Source organism: Anaerobacillus sp., from assembly GCF_046314235.1.
Lineage (GTDB): Bacteria > Bacillota > Bacilli > Bacillales > Anaerobacillaceae > Anaerobacillus.
Genome location: NZ_JBKBWN010000004.1, coordinates 170,970 through 187,489, shown reverse-complemented (window position 1 = coordinate 187,489; position 16,520 = coordinate 170,970). Strand labels below are relative to the sequence as shown.

Genomic DNA, 16,520 nt, shown 5'->3' with positions numbered 1-16,520 from the left:
AGATAAGATACCTTCTTAGTCTAATTACTAATACTTTTTCCCATAATAAGTGATGTTGATGCTTGCGATAACACGTTTTTAATTACCCTTGCTTTACTTCTTTAATCTACGATAAATCCAACCATTTAAAAAGAAAAACATTGTTGAGCCACCGCCGACACGGATAAGCCTTCTAGCAATTTCTCTCACCTTCTTTTGCTTCCGGACTTTTTCGTCCGCAAGATAAATCGCTAACAACCCTTTGTTTATAAAGAAGTGAAATGGTTGATCAGGTAAGGTAGCAATGCTCTTATTAGCCTCAACTGCAAAACGTTCTAGGCCTTCAATTAACTGTTGATCATCTGGATAATAAAAGCAAAAATTCAAATCACCACCTTGGCGGTCCTCTTCTTGATCAATAAAATAATCAAGCATAATATGAAGTCCTTGCACCCAAGGGAAATAGCTTTTCAATACTTTATTGGCTTCGTTTTTAGTGAAAGTTTCATTTGTAGCATAGGCTACAAGGCAGAAGATACCTAACGTTGAGCCTGCGCAAGCCGAAAACTCGTACCAACTCATCTTTGGTAATTGTTCTTTATGACCATTAAACCAATCCTCAAGTCGTAAGACACGTTCTTCTTTTTTGACATGCTTATGTACTTGAAGGTCACAATAATATTGCGCAAGCTGTAAATTAAACTCTTTAATATTGTCATAGGCTAGTAAATTAGCTAATACCTCTTGACAAGTTCTCACAAGTTCATGCAAATAACCACCATCATCTTGCTCGTCACGGTAGCGATAGTAATTTTCTAGTGGTGCATCAGGTGTTAGCGCATGTAACATCGAATCATGCAAGGCACGAAAATCAGTAGGATCTAAAGATGTACTTCGATCGCAAAGATTATCTAAGTAATCACTTATTGTTTGGTAGGCAACAACAAAACGGATGACCTCTTCAATTTTTTCTTCAGCTAATAAGCCGTAAATACTGCCACCTTCACAATGAAACGTTTTTGACTCAATACTCGCTAACGCTTGTTTTCGTAGTTCCTCATTAGGGATGTTACTTGCTTTCTGTTTCCAGCTATTCAAATTTGTATGAACAACTGGCAAAACATCTTTATATATTTTCGCCATCATCGTCCATGGCTTCTTTGGAATACTCAATAGAACTACTCCTTTTTAAGAAAGTACGATTGTACGATTTTTTTGTGCAGTCCTACAAATGTAGTTCTGCAAATTGTTTTGCTACATGAAACACTGTTTCCTTTTCTGGTTCATTAAATACTTCATGGTACAATTCTGGAAATTCCTTATAATATTTATTCGTTATTTGTAATTGATTAAACCATTGCGAGACAGCTTTTTTGTCAACGATTAAATCACTTCCACCTTGCAGCACTAACAGAGGAATATCAGGGAAATTCCCTACCTCTTTATTGCTGTTTGCCATAGCTTTTGTTAGTTCGTTGTACCAGCGCACAGACACTTTTTTTACGATAAATTGATCTGTTTCATCTCGCTTTATCATTTCTTCACACCGAGTAACTGCGGCTAAATTCGTAGGTAAACGTAGCTTAGGGGTAACTTTATTAAGGATATTTGCGCTATATCTCTTTAGCTTTGATGGTGGGTCAACCAAACCTAGGCATGGTGACGATAAGATTACTGCTCTGACAGGTAGTTTTTTCTGTAACATCGTTTGGATAACCGCTAGGCCACCCATACTATGACCTAATAGGAAAATGGGTAACTGAAATTGTTTCGCTCGTTCATACCATTGTTCAATAGTATCGATATATTCCTGAAATGAATCGACATGGCCTTGCGATACCGGGTTTCGCCCTTGCCCAGGTAAGTCTCCCATGACAACATGATAACCTTCGTCAATAAGCTTTTGAATTAACCATTGATAGCGAACATGATATTCGTTTGCCCCATGGACTAACACAAAAACCCCTTTCGCTTTCTCACACTCCCAAACCCACATTAGATCATCTCCCTAGATTTTATTTCTATAAATTAGCGAAGAATTTTGATAAGCTTTATAATAAGCCTTATGTAAATATATTGGTAATTTAAAAATAACATGACTTAAAGGGGGATTCAAATATGATCTATCCTTATAAAGGAAAATTTCCTGAAATATCTGAAACTGCATATATTGCTGATTTTGTTACGGTCAGTGGTGATGTCAAAATCGGTGCCTACTCTAGTATTTGGTTTAATAGTGTTATTCGCGGCGACGTCTCACCGACGATTATTGGTGAACGCGTGAATATCCAAGACAACTGTACGCTTCATCAAAGTCCCAAGTACCCTTTAATTTTAGAAGATGATGTAACGATTGGTCATCAAGTATTACTTCATAGTTGTCATATTAAGAAGGGTGCATTGATTGGGATGGGCTCTATCATACTAGATGGTGCCGAAATAGGTGAAGGAGCATTTATTGGCGCTGGTAGCCTCGTGCCACAAGGTAAAAAAATCCCACCTAACAGCTTAGCTTTTGGTCGTCCGGCAAAAGTCATTCGCGAGCTGAATGATGATGATTTAAAAGATATGGCTCGTATCCGCAAGGAATATGTAGAAAAGGGTCAATACTATAAAAGTCTAAATGTAGAAAAATAATGGGGGGAAGCCCTCTCAATATATCATTTTTGTGAGACTTCAGGTGGTTACTCTAGGAGGTAAATGTGTCAGCCCTAAGTTCCTTTATTAAAGGACTATTTACTAAATCAAACTGGCTGACACATCTTAAACTCTATTCTATTACTCTAAACTTACCTTTGATCCACTTCCATTTTTTCTGTTTTTTGTGATGAAATTTTTCTTTCTCTTGTTCATCATCATCATCTTCTTCGTTCTCATTATCTTCATCATCATCTTTGTTTTCATCTTCATTCTCTACTTCATCAGCTTCATCTTTTTCCTCAGGTTCTTGATCGATTCCATTTTCATTATTGTTTTCATCATTATCGCCATTACCATTCTCTTCTTCTGGGCAACCAATATTTATATTTATTTCATCACCAATGACGATCTCACCTGTTTCGATTTTTGCATTCGCTTGATGCCCCTTGTGAATAGCGGGTCCAAAGTTAATCGAAGCCCCACCAGAGACATTATTTATTTTTAAATTTCCAATGGTTGTCATAGGAGTTCTAAAAGGTTTCACTAGCCGTCCTCCTTTCGTATCTCTTAATCTAAGATACGAGATAAAAGGACAACCCGTATAGATGAAAGTACTATACTCTCTTAAAATGTACGATCGTCCACGCTTTCATAGGAATTTTCATCACTAGGTAGCAGTGTAGCAAAATGCGCCCTGACTTTTGCATTTAATGAAAGGAAAGCTTATCGAGGTTTTCACTAGAGGCTAGCAAATAAAAAAAGGCTAGAGTACAAACCCAGCCTTTCATTAACTATCCAGTATTTCGCTCAAAATAACTACTTTACTGTAAACGGTCTAATTCCCCATATTTCTGTCGCATACTCGCTAATAGTTCGATCGCTAGAAAATTTCCCTGAGTGGGCAATGTTAATGATTGCTTTTTTCTGCCATTCTTTTGGATCACGGTAATGGAGATCTACTTTTTGATGCGCTTCTACATAACTATCAAAGTCTTTTAAAACAAAATATTCATCGTTATTAGATAAGATTTGATAGTAAATATCTTTGAACTCTACTTTATCATTACCACAGAAACCATTTAATAGTTGATCAAGGACTGTCCTGATACGCTGATCACTGTTATAAACATCCCGTGCGACATAACCACCATAACTATAGTAATTCAACACTTGTTGTGATGATAAGCCAAAAATAAAGATATTGTCCTTACCAACCATGTCATGAATTTCGACATTAGCCCCGTCAAGTGTACCAATAGTTAAGGCACCGTTCATCATGAACTTCATATTTCCAGTACCTGACGCCTCTTTACTCGCCGTTGAAATCTGCTCACTAACGTCAGCAGCTGGAATGATTTTTTCGGCCATTGAAACGCTGTAATTTTCCAGAAATACAACTTTTAATTTCCCTTGAATGTAAGGGTCATTATTGACGACACTTGCTACAGTGTTTATAAGTTTAATTATTTTTTTTGCAAAGATGTAACTTGGTGCGGCTTTCGCTCCAAAAATAAAGGTGCGTGGAACCATATCTATATTTGGATTTTCCTTTAGTAAATTATACAACTCCATAATATGGAAAACGTTAAGCAATTGCCTTTTATACGCATGAAGTCGTTTCACTTGCACATCAAAAATGGAATGCTCGTCCACAATAATACCCGTTTTCTCCTGAATATAAGTGGCTAAAGCTCGTTTATTTTCTAGTTTAACTTCTGCTAATTTTTCTTGGAATGAAGCATCATTTGCATATTTTATTAAACCTATTAAATCGCGCGGTTGAGTAATCCACCGCTTCCCAATTACCTCTGTAATATAGTTCGACAGTTTTGGGTTAGCATTCATAAGCCAGCGTCGATGTGTAATTCCATTTGTCTTATTATTAAATTTCGTAGGAAAAACAGTATAAAAATTGTTCATCTCTCGTTCTTTTAAAATATCTGTATGCAGTTTTGCTACACCATTAACACTAAAGCTCCCTACAATTGCAAGATGAGCCATACGAATTTGATTATGCGCAATGATTGCTAAGTTACTGATGCGATCAAACTCGCCAGGATACTTTTTCCACAACTCCTGACAAAAGCGTTCATTAATTTCTTCTACAATCATGTAAATCCGCGGCAAAAGTTCTTGAAATAAATTTATAGGCCACTTTTCTAGAGCCTCTACAAGGGTCGTATGGTTCGTATAAGCACAAGTCTTAATTGTAATATCCCATGCTTCCTCCCAGCCAAATCCTTCCTCATCGATTAATAAGCGCATAAGTTCAGGAACGATTAATGCTGGATGGGTATCATTAATGTGAAAAGTCGCCTTATTAGGTAAATCCTTTAACCCGAAATTTTTGTTTCGTTTATAAGCACTTAAGATACTTTGTAAGCCAGCAGAAACAAGAAAATACTGTTGTTTTAAACGAAGCTTTTTACCTTCAAAGTGAGAATCATCAGGATATAAAAATTCAGAAATCGACTCTATTGATCGTTTATGACTTAAAAATTTATAATAATTATCTCGATTAGATGTGTGAATATCCACATCTTTCATAGAAGGCTCAGCGCTCCATAATCGTAACGTATTAACCGTTTTGTTTTCAAAGCCAACGACTGGAACGTCATAAGGGATTGCGATAACAGTTTCATAGTTTTTATGATCAAACACAATATTAGCATCGACTACTTTCGTTTCAACGTAACCACCAAAACGAACTTGAACAGCGCGGTCAGAACGACGTACTTCCCAAACATAGTCCTCTTTTAACCAATAATCCGGTAGTTCGACTTGATAACCGTCCATAAGCTTTTGTTCAAATAGCCCATATTTATAACGAATACCACAACCGTGCCCAGGTAACTGTAAAGAAGCGATTGAGTCTAGGAAACAAGCAGCAAGACGACCTAGTCCTCCATTCCCTAAGCCAGCATCATGTTCTTGTTCTGAGATCGTGGCTAGTTCAATACCAAGTTCTTTTAGACCATCCTCTACTACATGTAAAATACTTAGATTAAGCATATTCGACTCAAGCAGTCGACCCATTAGAAACTCCATCGAAAAATAATAAACTTGCTTTTCACCATTTTGCTTATACTGCTTATTTGTATCAATCCAATTCTTACTAACATGCTTACGAATCATTAATCCTAGCGTGTTATATAAATCTCTAGAAGAAGCTTCATCAAGGGCTTTGCTACTGTTATTAGCTAGTGTCTTAATAAACTCTTTTATAAAAGTTTGTTTGTCTGTAAACAGATTTGACTCTTCTAAAACTAGAGAGGCATTTACCTCGTGGTCACTTCTCATGATTTCTTTACAACCCCTCTGCTATTTCTTTATAAAGCACCACATATTCCTTAGCAGACTTGTTCCAGCTACTATCAGTTTTGGTCATATTTCTTATCAAAGCTGCCCATAATGTTGGGTCTTGATAAACAGTTAGCGCTCTTCGAATTGTGAATAGGAAGTCGTGAGCATTGTAATTCGAGAAACTAAAACCGTTACCTAGTAACTCCTCTTCATTAAAAGCTGTAACCGTATCAACTAAACCGCCGGTCTCCCGAACAATAGGTGCACTTGCGTAACGAAGTGCAATCAGTTGACCAATTCCGCACGGTTCAAAGCGTGAAGGCATGAGAAACATATCGCTTGCTGCATATATTCGTCGGGCAAAGCCCTCATTAAAGGTAATATGAGTCGAAACCTTTTCTGGGTAACGTTCTGCTGCATGTTTGAAAAAGTGTTCATACTCCTTGTCACCCGTTCCTAAAATTACAACTTGAACATCCTCTTGGACAAGTTCATCAAAAATATGCCTAACTAAGTCAAGCCCTTTTTGTTCGACAAAACGTGTAACGATCGCTAACATCGGTACATCTTCGCGAACTGGTAAACCTAGTTGCTCTTGTAATTCCAGCTTATTTTTTTGTTTTTTAGCTCTTGCACTACGATATGGATATGTGAGATTAGGATCTTTCATTGGGTCATATTCTTTATAATCAAGACCATTCACAATACCATGTAAGTCGTTACAACGGTATCTTAAGAGACCGTCTAATTTCTCCCCATAGTATGGGTTTTGAATTTCTTTAGCATATGTGGCACTTACCGTCGTTAATAAGTCGGCATGAACAAATGCACTTTTTAAGTAATTTACACATCCATCAAACTCAACACCTTCAAAGTGCTCGTCCCCTAATGAAAGGAGTTCGTGTAGGACTTCTCTTGGAAAAATTCCTTGATACTTTAAATTATGAATGGTAAACATTGATTTTATCCCAGTATAAAACTGATTTTGTTGATAGTGTGTTTTTAAGAATAGCGGGATTAGCGCTGCCTGCCAATCATGACAGTGGATGACATCTGGGTGAAAATCAATTTCAGGCAACATTTCTAACACTGCCCGGCTAAAATAAGCAAAGCGCTCTGCATCATCGTAAAATCCATAAAGACCTGTTCGTTTGAAATAATATTCATTATCAATAAAATAAAATGTGATCTCATCTTTTACGAGCATTTCAACACCTAAGTACTGGTTTCGCCAACCTACTGGTGCGGTTCCTGTGTAAATTGTGTTCAGTTCCTTCTGAAAGCTTTCAACAATTGCCTCATATTTCGGAAGAACAACACGGACATCAATGCCTTCTTTTTTTAGTTCCTTTGGCAAAGCACCAATAACATCTGCAAGCCCCCCTGTCTTAATAAATGGGGTACACTCAGTCGCAACGAATAGGACCTTCATTTTCTCCAACATCTCCTTCTAGACTAAGTTTCAAAAAAACTGATAAACGAGCAGCATGATCTTGATTAAAAGAATAGAACGCAACAATTTTTGCTAGTTTTCATGCCGTTCGTTATCGACCATTTTGAAAAAAATGATTAGATTACTTTTTGTTTTGGAATTACAAATGGCATATGTTCATTACCAATTAATCGCTTTCCTTCTGTTAAAGTAACATCTTTATCTAGGATGACATTTTCCAATATTGTATTTTCTTGAATTTCACAACGTTGCATAATAATTGCATTTTTAACTACTGCTCCTTTTTTAACGACAACACCACGGAATAAAATGCTATTTTCAACGGTTCCTTCGATAATGCAACCATTTCCTACTAACGAATTTGTGACATCTGCTCCGTGCAAATATCTTGCTGGAGGTTCATTTTTCACCTTCGTTAAAATCGTTTGCTCGCTATAAAATAATTGACGATAAAAATCAGGATCTAATAGTTTTAGATTATTTTTGTAAAAACTTTGAACTGAATTGATCACTGAATGGACTCCCTTATATTCAAAGGCTTGAACATTCAAGTTTGCTAGTTCACTAGCAATACAATCGTTAAAGAAATGCGCTGCGCCATGAGCAATTCCATGCTCAACAAGTTGTAAGAGTAGCTTTTTATTAACAAGGTACATGTTCATATAAACGTTGTTATTGTATTCCTCATTCGTAACTTTCAGGACATGGCCCGCGTGTGATGTTTCGAGCTTTTGGCATTGCTTATGTTCTGGCTCCAACATATCGACCTTTTTATAAATAACAGTAATGTCTGCATTTGTTTTTACATGTTGTTCAAACACTTCTTGATAGTCAATGTTACAAATATGCTGGCTACCAGAGATTAGCACGTAATCAGCTTTCCCCCGATAAAAATAGTTTTTATTATTATGAAAATGCTGCAAGTCTCCTTTAGAGACATCTGTCGGATCATTCCAATCAGGAGGTAAAATAAACAATCCACCATACTTCGTGTCTAAATCCCAAGCTTTTCCCTTCCCAAGATGATCCATAAGTGAACGGTATTTTTTTCTCGTAAAAACAGCAATATCTGCCATACCTGCATTTGTCATATTAGAAATACCAAAATCAATGAGGCGGTATCTTCCCCCAAACGGGACAGCTGCACCACAACGAAAATAGGTTAATTCATTTAGAAAATCTTGCTCATTGTCCAAGTTTAAAACGCCCATAATTTCCATGTGTTACCCCTCCTAGTATGTTTCGGTACGAACTGTATCGTCTGCTACAATATGACTGTTTTCACCGATTAATGTAATGTCTCTTTCTTGGCCAATTTCAGCTCGGATAATTGCCCCATCCTCAATAATAGTGTTTTCACCGATAATCGCTTTTTCAATTACGACGTTTTTACCTATTTTTACATTAGGCATAATTACTGAGTCTTTAACTATACTTCCTTCGCCAACTTGAACACCGAAAAACAGGATCGAGTGGTCAACGGTCCCTTCAACTAAACAACCTTCATTAATTAGAGCACGGTTAACGGTCGCTGTATTAGAAATGAATTGCGGAGGTTGGTTAGGATTTACTGAGTACATCCGCCAACCAGTTTCATTTAAATTAAATTGTGGTTCATCATCTAGTAAGTCCATATTAGCTTCCCATAAGCTTTCAACTGTACCTACGTCTTTCCAATAGCCTTCAAATTGATATGCAAATAGTCGTTTACCATCCTGTAGCAAAGTTGGCAAGACGTTTTTCCCAAAATCATGACTCGAATGTGGGTTTTGAGCATCCTCAAGTAAATAGCTTTTTAATAGTTCCCAATTGAAAATATAAATTCCCATTGATGCCAGATTGCTTTGTGGGTTTGCTGGTTTTTCATCAAACGTATGAATGCGTAAATCATCGGTTGTATTTAATATTCCAAATCTACTTGCTTCCTCCCAAGGCACTTCAAGGACGGAAATCGTTACATCTGCTTCCTGTTGCTTGTGGTATTTTAACATTTGGGCGTAATTCATTTTGTAAATATGATCACCCGATAACACTAGGACATATTTCGGATTGTATTGCTCAATAAAATTAATATTTTGATAGATTGCATCAGCTGTACCCTTGTACCAATCGCCACCATTTTGGGCTTGGAATGGTGGTAAAACGGTGACCCCACCATGTTTACGATCTAAACTCCACGCAGAACCAATGCCAATGTAGGTATTTAAGACAAGCGGTTGGTATTGTGTGAGTACACCAACTGTATCAATCCCTGAGTTCGTACAATTACTTAATGGGAAATCAATAATTCGATATTTCCCACCAAAATAAACAGCCGGTTTAGCTAGGTTTTTGGTCAGAAGTTCTAATCTTTTCCCTTCTCCCCCTGCTAGTAGCATTGCGACGCATTCTTTTTTTCTTTTCAACTTTATTACCCCCCTCAATAGTTTCAGTTACTGGAAGATTGATAGGACGAAAAACAACAATCGCTAGCGGCGGAATAGTTACCTCAATATGATAAGGTTGATTATGCCAATTTTGATCGCAGGCTTTTAATGGCGTGTTGTTCTCTTGTCCAGAACCACCAAACTCAGATAAATCACTATTAAACTCTTCTTGGTACTCACAAAGAAATGGAACGCCAACTTTATAGTTATGATAGACAACAGGAGTAAAATTACATAAAATAATTAATTGCTCTTTTTCCTGGCTGCCTTTTCTTATAAATGACACAATACTTTGATCACAATTATTCGGGTCAATCCATTCAAAACCCTCTTGCTCATGATCCAATTGCCAAAGCGCAGGTTCTTTTAAATAAAATTGATTTAAGCTTTTAACAAAGTGGTGCATCTTTTTGTGCATATCGTAATCTAGTAACTCCCAATCGAGATCCTCAAGTTCCTTCCATTCATCAAACTGACCAAATTCACTCCCCATAAACAATAGCTTTTTACCAGGGTGTGTTGTCATAAATCCATGAAAGGTACGTAAATTAGCAAATTTTTGCCAATAGTCTCCAGGCATTTTATTTAATAATGACTTTTTCCCATGGACCACTTCATCATGAGAGATTGGTAATATAAAATTTTCGGAAAATGCATATAAAATAGAGAATGTAATGAGTTGGTGTTGAAACTTTCGATGGATCGGATCTAGCTCCATATATTTAAGCATGTCGTTCATCCAACCCATATTCCATTTGAAATTAAAACCAAGGCCTCCTAAATACGTAGGTCCACTTACATTTGGCCACGCCGTAGATTCTTCAGCCATCATTAACGCATTTGGGTAATAATGAAAGACCGTTTCATTTAATTTTTGTATAAATGAAATCGCTTCTAGATTCTCATAGCCTCCATATTGGTTTCTAACTACGACTTCATCATCGCTTTTACCGTGATTGAAATAAAGCATGCTAGAAACAGCATCGACGCGGAGCCCATCAATATGATAAACATCCATCCAAAAAATGGCGTTTGAAATTAAAAATGAGACAACTTCTGGACGACCAAAATCAAAGGTAAGCGTGCCCCATTCCTTTTTCTCAGCCTTTTGTATATCTTTATATTCAAAAACTGGTTCTCCATCAAAAAGACGTAAGCCGTGGTCATCTTTACAGAAGTGACCTGGAACCCAATCTAGGATGACACCAATTCCTCTTTGGTGGCAACAATCAACTAAGTATTTAAAGTCATCTGGGGTACCAAAGCGGCTTGTCACTGAAAAATACCCTGTTAACTGGTAGCCCCATGATTTATCAAATGGGTGTTCTGAAATAGGTAAGATTTCAATATGTGTATAGCCCATTTCGCTAACATAGTCCACAAGTTCATGGGCAAGCTGGCGATAAGTATACAACTCTCCATCTTTATTAACCTTCCATGAACCAAGATGAACTTCGTAAATCGAGAGTGGTTCCTCATAAATCGTTTGTTTCTGCTTTTGTTTTTGCCATTGCTCGTCTTTCCACTGGTAACCATCAAGAGAGGTTATTAAAGAGGCAGTATTGGGACGTATTTCGGAGTAAAAAGCATAAGGATCAGATTTATGAAACGTCTTACCTGACTTGCTTTCTAATTCATATTTATACAAATCGCCCTCTTTTAGACCTTTAATAAACAGTGTCCAAATTCCATTTGGTGTTACTCGTTTCATTGGGTGTTTTTCCCCAACCCATTGGTTAAAACTACCAACTACATTGACATTAACTGCATTTGGTGCCCAAACTGTAAAACGTACACCATCTTTCCCTTCCTCTACTTTAGGATGTGCCCCCATAAAGCTATAGCTTTTAAATAAGTTGCCTTGGTGAAATAAATAAAGATCGTGATCACTAGGTTTAGTTATCACAAACTCCCTCCTCAAACACTTTTTACATAATATTCTTAATATTACATTTCGACGGTAAAAATAGTAATACCTCTATATTAATCCCAAATCTATGCAATTTTCATATAATTCTTGTGACAAAATCTCTCATTATTTTCCTGATTTCATAAATACTTGGCTAGGAAAAAAATTGATATCTTTTCCTACCTACAAAGAAAGCGTTTGCCCTATTCGCTAAAAAGTGACAAAGGGTTGTGTCTATTTTTTGAACAAAAAAAAGCTGTCCAATAAGTTTCGGTTCACCTAACGTACTATATCTAGAGGTGTATGTTGTACACGATCTATTTATACTACGTTAGGTGACTTTACTTTTGGACAGCCACTTTTCTATTATTTTAGAGCTTGAGCTTTTAATGCTTCTGCTTTATCTGTGAATTCCCATGGTAACTCAATATCTGTACGTCCAAAGTGCCCATATGCAGCAGTTTGCTTATAGATCGGACGACGTAGGTCTAGCATTTTGATAATACCAGCTGGACGAAGGTCAAAGTTTGAACGAACAACTTCCACTAATATTTCTTCAGAAACTTTCCCTGTGCCAAATGTATCAATTGAAATAGATACTGGTTGCGCTACACCAATTGCATAAGCAAGTTGAACTTCACAGCGATCAGCAAGTCCTGCGGCAACAATGTTCTTCGCAACATAACGAGCTGCATAAGCTGCTGAACGGTCAACTTTTGTTGGATCCTTACCAGAGAATGCTCCACCACCATGGCGTGCATAGCCCCCATAAGTGTCAACAATGATTTTACGTCCTGTTAAACCAGCGTCACCTTGTGGTCCACCGATAACGAAACGCCCTGTTGGATTAATAAAGTATTTAGTCTCTTCATCAATTAAATGAGCAGGTACAACTGGCTTAATCACATACTCTTTTAGATTACGTTGAATTTGCTCTAACGAAATTTCTGGATGATGTTGGGTTGAAATAACAATCGTATCAATTCGTGTAGGTTTATTATTCTCATCGTACTCAACGGTTACTTGCGTCTTACCATCTGGACGTAAATAAGGAAGGATTTCTTCTTTACGAACTTCTGTTAAACGACGAGCTAGCTTGTGAGCAAGTGATATTGGTAGTGGCATTAATTCAGGTGTTTCGTTATTTGCATAGCCAAACATTAACCCTTGATCTCCTGCCCCAATTGCTTCGATTTCTTCATCTGTCATTAAACCCTCTCGTGCTTCAAGAGCTTGATCAACACCTTGGGCAATATCAGCTGATTGCTCATCAATTGATGTCAATACTGCACAAGTTTCAGAGTCAAAACCATACTTAGCGCGGTTGTAGCCAATGTTACGAACCGTCTCACGTACAATCTTAGGAATATCAACATATGTAGATGTTGTAATTTCTCCTGCAACGAGTACTAAACCAGTTGTTACTGATGTTTCACACGCAACACGGGCATTAGGATCATTAGCTAAAATAGCATCAAGAATCGAATCTGATATTTGGTCACAAATCTTATCTGGATGACCTTCAGTTACACTTTCTGATGTAAATAAACGACGTGTTTTCTTATCTGTCATTTTTTGTACCTCCTTCAACCTTTTTAGGGTATGTACTTCTTTGATACGGTACTCATTTTCCCTATTGACTGTGTAGTCAAACAGAATTTTTTGAAAGAACAAATCATTTCCTTTTAAACCTAGCTTAACCATTTTTTCTATGGTTACACTAAGATTAGACTAATTTCTTTCATCTTCGTGAAAGTCACGGTACATCGTTGACAAACACAAATAATTTTAGCCTCATATGAAAAAACCTTTCCCAAAGATGAGGAAAAGGTTTTGATTATAAGCCTTTCGCCTCTTATCGATCAAGACCGTAGTCTTGCAGGTTAGCACCTTTTCACTATGATGGAATGTTAGCTAATGAAGCAAACATTTAAGTGTTGGTTGCTGGGTTTCTTCGGGCCTGTCCCTCCACCGACTCGGGATAAGAGTATCCGTTCGGGTCATATCATATCGTAACAGTTATATAAAGTCAACCTATTTTCGTTGATCTTGCCTAGTTTTGTCGATAATTACTTTGCTTTTTTCCCTCACTCCAAATCATTCATCGAGAGTAACCAAAATGCTACTTTAATTAAGTGAATTTCATCATTACCTTAATCGAGCTATATCAAACTATATGTAGTTGCGAATGGTTTTAACGCAACTACATTTAGAACTTAGTAGCGAAAAGAAAGAATGATGAAATTCATTATTGTCGAAATAAAAAAAGGTGAATAGTATAGACTATTAATCTTAATGTGTTATACTAATTATTGACAAAGAAGGTAATTACAGCATAAATTAAAAAGTATAGTCATTGATAAACGGTCAACTGTATTTTTTAAACTTTTATTCTGACTAGCTCTTAAATCGAGTGTTGGACGCTCGTCAAAACAGGCTTTATGGAAGTCCAGAAAATTTATTCTTTAAAAAAACAATATTAGGAAGGGTTTTGGTGCGAATGAGTACACTTAGTTATGAAACAGAATTAGAAAATGTTTTGAAGGGTGATAATATTTGCCACGACTTACCGATATCACAATTAGTGGAAAGTGCTCTTGAGCGAAAAGAAGGCAAATTAACTTCCACTGGAGCCCTTCTTGCAACAACTGGTAAATACACAGGACGTTCACCTCAGGATAAGTACATCGTAGAAGAAACTTCTGTAAGAAACAAAATTAATTGGGGGGCTGTAAACCAACCGATTAGTAAAGATGTATTTGAAAATTTATATAAAAAAGTACTAGCATATTTAAAAACAAAAGATAAAGTCTATGCTTCAAAAAACTATGCAGGTGCAGATAAGGGATATCGCCTCCCAATTCGTGTTATAAATGAGTTTGCTTGGCACAATCTCTTCGCTCGCCAATTGTTCATCCGCCCTACAGAAGCTGAGCTAGCGACTCATGAGGCTGAGTTTACGATTATTTCAGCACCTGGATTTAAAGCTAATCCAACAATTGATGGTACCAATTCAGAGACGTTTATTATCATCTCTTTTGAGAAACGTACAGTTCTTATTGGTGGTACCGAATATGCTGGAGAAATAAAAAAATCAATTTTTTCAATTATGAACTATTTATTGCCTGAAAAAAATGTCCTCTCTATGCATTGCTCAGCAAACGTTGGAGATGAAGGTGATGTAGCTTTATTCTTCGGTCTATCTGGAACAGGGAAAACAACTCTCTCTGCTGATCCAGATCGCCATTTAATCGGTGATGACGAGCATGGGTGGTCACACACTGGTGTTTTTAATATCGAAGGTGGTTGCTATGCAAAATGTATCAGTCTTACCGAGGAAAAAGAACCACAAATCTACAACGCAATTCGCTTTGGCGCAGTCTTAGAGAATGTCGTTTTAGATAAAAATTTTAATCCAGATTATCATGATACATCATTAACTGAAAATACTCGTGCTGCCTACCCACTTCAATCGATTCCAAATTCAGTCATTCCAAGTGTCGCAGGCCACCCTAGTACAATTATTTTTCTAACGGCGGATGCTTTTGGAGTATTACCTCCAATTAGTAAACTAACAAAAGAACAAGCCATGTATCACTTTCTATCAGGTTACACAAGTAAGCTAGCAGGTACTGAACGTGGTGTAACAAGTCCAGAAGCAACATTCTCAACTTGCTTTGGAGCACCATTCTTACCACTTCCAGCCTACCGCTATGCCGAAATGTTAGGGGAGAAAATTAACCAACATAATGCCCAAGTATTCTTAGTAAACACTGGCTGGTCTGGTGGCGAGTATGGCGTTGGTAAACGTATGAATTTAGCTTATACTCGTGCGATGGTTCAAGCCGCTCTATTAGGCGAATTAAACTCTGTTGAAACAATTGTCGATCCGATTTTCGGATTAAATATCCCAACTCGGTGCCCAGGAGTACCTGATGAAATTCTTCAGCCTAAGGATACATGGACAGATAAAAAGGCATACGATGCCAAAGCAAAGTCTCTAGCTACTAAGTTTCAAGAAAACTTTAAAAAGTTTGCGGAAATAAGCGATGAGATCCGCAATGCCGGACCAAAATTCTAAATCTAAATTCTAAAAGAAAACCTAATTCTATAGAAAATCTTAATTCTAAAGTTGAAGAGGCTGACTTAAGAGGTTATTGTAAAATGACTTTTGAGTCCAGCCTCTTTTTTTTCCTTCCTAAAAACAAGCTAGAAATCATATTTACTTGCCTCATTTACCATTTTCCCCCTCCATTATTCTCTATTGTAAGGCTACAATATTGGCGACACAAAGAACCCTTTTCTACTATGTTTCCCTTTACGACGGCCTGGCTCTCCTGACGGGCACGTTGCCGGCTTCAATGTTCCCTTTACGACGACTCGGCTCTCCTGACGGGCACGTTGCCAGCTTCAACGTCACCTTTACGTCGACTCAGCTCTCCTGACGGGCACGTTGCCGGCTTCAACGTTACCTTTACGACGGCCTGGCTCTCCTGATGGGCACGTTGCCGGCTTCAATGTTCCCTTTACGACGACTCGGCTCTCCTGACGGGCACGTTGCCGGCTTCAACGTTACCTTTACGTCGACTCAGCTCTCCTGACGGGCACATGGCTGACTTCCATGTTACCTTTACGACGCCCTGACTCTCCTGACGGGCACGTTGCGGGCTTCAACGTGTCCCCTCTCTCCTAATCTTTTTTTAGGATTAACACACATCTGGGCGAATTGACATAGAGTATTACATCAGAAGATATCACATTGTTTATAACAGGAGGAGTTTAAATGGCAGGTTTAAGAAAAATATTATTC

The 16,520-nt window shown here is 37.5% G+C and carries 11 protein-coding genes and 1 riboswitch; of the genes, 2 read left to right on the top strand and 9 right to left on the bottom strand.

The annotated features are described in order from the left end of the window. Window positions 1–93: 93 nt before the first annotated feature. Window positions 94–1,152: a tetraprenyl-beta-curcumene synthase family protein gene (locus ACK4M9_RS06970; protein WP_409848882.1), complete on the bottom strand. Its 1,059-nt coding sequence runs from the start codon at window positions 1,150–1,152 to the stop codon at window positions 94–96. A 52-nt stretch (window positions 1,153–1,204) separates the two neighbouring features. After that, a complete protein-coding gene (locus ACK4M9_RS06965; protein WP_409848881.1) occupies window positions 1,205–1,975 on the bottom strand; it encodes an alpha/beta hydrolase in 771 nt (256 codons plus the stop codon). A 122-nt stretch (window positions 1,976–2,097) separates the two neighbouring features. On the opposite strand from ACK4M9_RS06965, the gene ACK4M9_RS06960 reads away from it, so the two are divergent. After that, on the top strand, window positions 2,098–2,616 hold the full coding sequence (locus ACK4M9_RS06960; protein WP_409848880.1) for a gamma carbonic anhydrase: 519 nt from the start codon (window positions 2,098–2,100) through the stop codon (window positions 2,614–2,616). Between the two features lie 133 nt (window positions 2,617–2,749). Here ACK4M9_RS06960 and ACK4M9_RS06955 read toward each other — a convergent pair whose 3' ends face one another. The 7 genes from ACK4M9_RS06955 to metK all read right to left on the bottom strand — a co-directional run bounded on the left by ACK4M9_RS06955 (window position 2,750) and on the right by metK (window position 13,282). Continuing rightward, window positions 2,750–3,163, bottom strand: coding sequence for a spore germination protein (locus ACK4M9_RS06955; RefSeq protein ID WP_409848879.1), 414 nt, complete (start codon window positions 3,161–3,163; stop codon window positions 2,750–2,752). Window positions 3,164–3,435: 272 nt separating this feature from the next. Further along, a complete protein-coding gene (locus ACK4M9_RS06950) occupies window positions 3,436–5,919 on the bottom strand; it encodes a glycogen/starch/alpha-glucan phosphorylase (protein ID WP_409848878.1) in 2,484 nt (827 codons plus the stop codon). Between the two features lie 7 nt (window positions 5,920–5,926). Beyond that, window positions 5,927–7,354, bottom strand: a complete 1,428-nt coding sequence (gene glgA / locus ACK4M9_RS06945) for a glycogen synthase GlgA (RefSeq protein ID WP_409848877.1) — start codon at window positions 7,352–7,354, stop codon at window positions 5,927–5,929. Window positions 7,355–7,491: 137 nt separating this feature from the next. Further along, window positions 7,492–8,595, bottom strand: coding sequence for a glucose-1-phosphate adenylyltransferase subunit GlgD (glgD, locus tag ACK4M9_RS06940; RefSeq protein ID WP_409848876.1), 1,104 nt, complete (start codon window positions 8,593–8,595; stop codon window positions 7,492–7,494). A 12-nt stretch (window positions 8,596–8,607) separates the two neighbouring features. Continuing rightward, window positions 8,608–9,753 (bottom strand): glucose-1-phosphate adenylyltransferase, encoded by a 1,146-nt coding sequence (locus ACK4M9_RS06935; protein WP_409849189.1) that lies wholly within the window; start codon window positions 9,751–9,753, stop codon window positions 8,608–8,610. Then, the gene (gene glgB / locus ACK4M9_RS06930; RefSeq protein WP_409848875.1) at window positions 9,695–11,707 is read right to left on the bottom strand and encodes a 1,4-alpha-glucan branching protein GlgB; all 2,013 of its coding nucleotides are present in this window, start codon (window positions 11,705–11,707) and stop codon (window positions 9,695–9,697) included. Before glgB ends, ACK4M9_RS06935 begins: the two co-directional genes overlap by 59 nt. Window positions 11,708–12,076: 369 nt before the next feature. Next, window positions 12,077–13,282 carry a methionine adenosyltransferase gene (metK, locus tag ACK4M9_RS06925; protein WP_409848874.1) on the bottom strand — a complete coding sequence of 402 codons (1,206 nt, stop codon included), beginning with the start codon at window positions 13,280–13,282 and terminating at the stop codon, window positions 12,077–12,079. 280 nt (window positions 13,283–13,562) lie between these two features. Then, window positions 13,563–13,698: riboswitch (SAM riboswitch) on the bottom strand. Window positions 13,699–14,210: 512 nt separating this feature from the next. On the opposite strand from metK, the gene pckA reads away from it, so the two are divergent. Next, window positions 14,211–15,791 carry a phosphoenolpyruvate carboxykinase (ATP) gene (pckA, locus tag ACK4M9_RS06920; RefSeq protein ID WP_409848873.1) on the top strand — a complete coding sequence of 527 codons (1,581 nt, stop codon included), beginning with the start codon at window positions 14,211–14,213 and terminating at the stop codon, window positions 15,789–15,791. The last annotated feature ends 729 nt before the right edge of the window (window positions 15,792–16,520 follow it).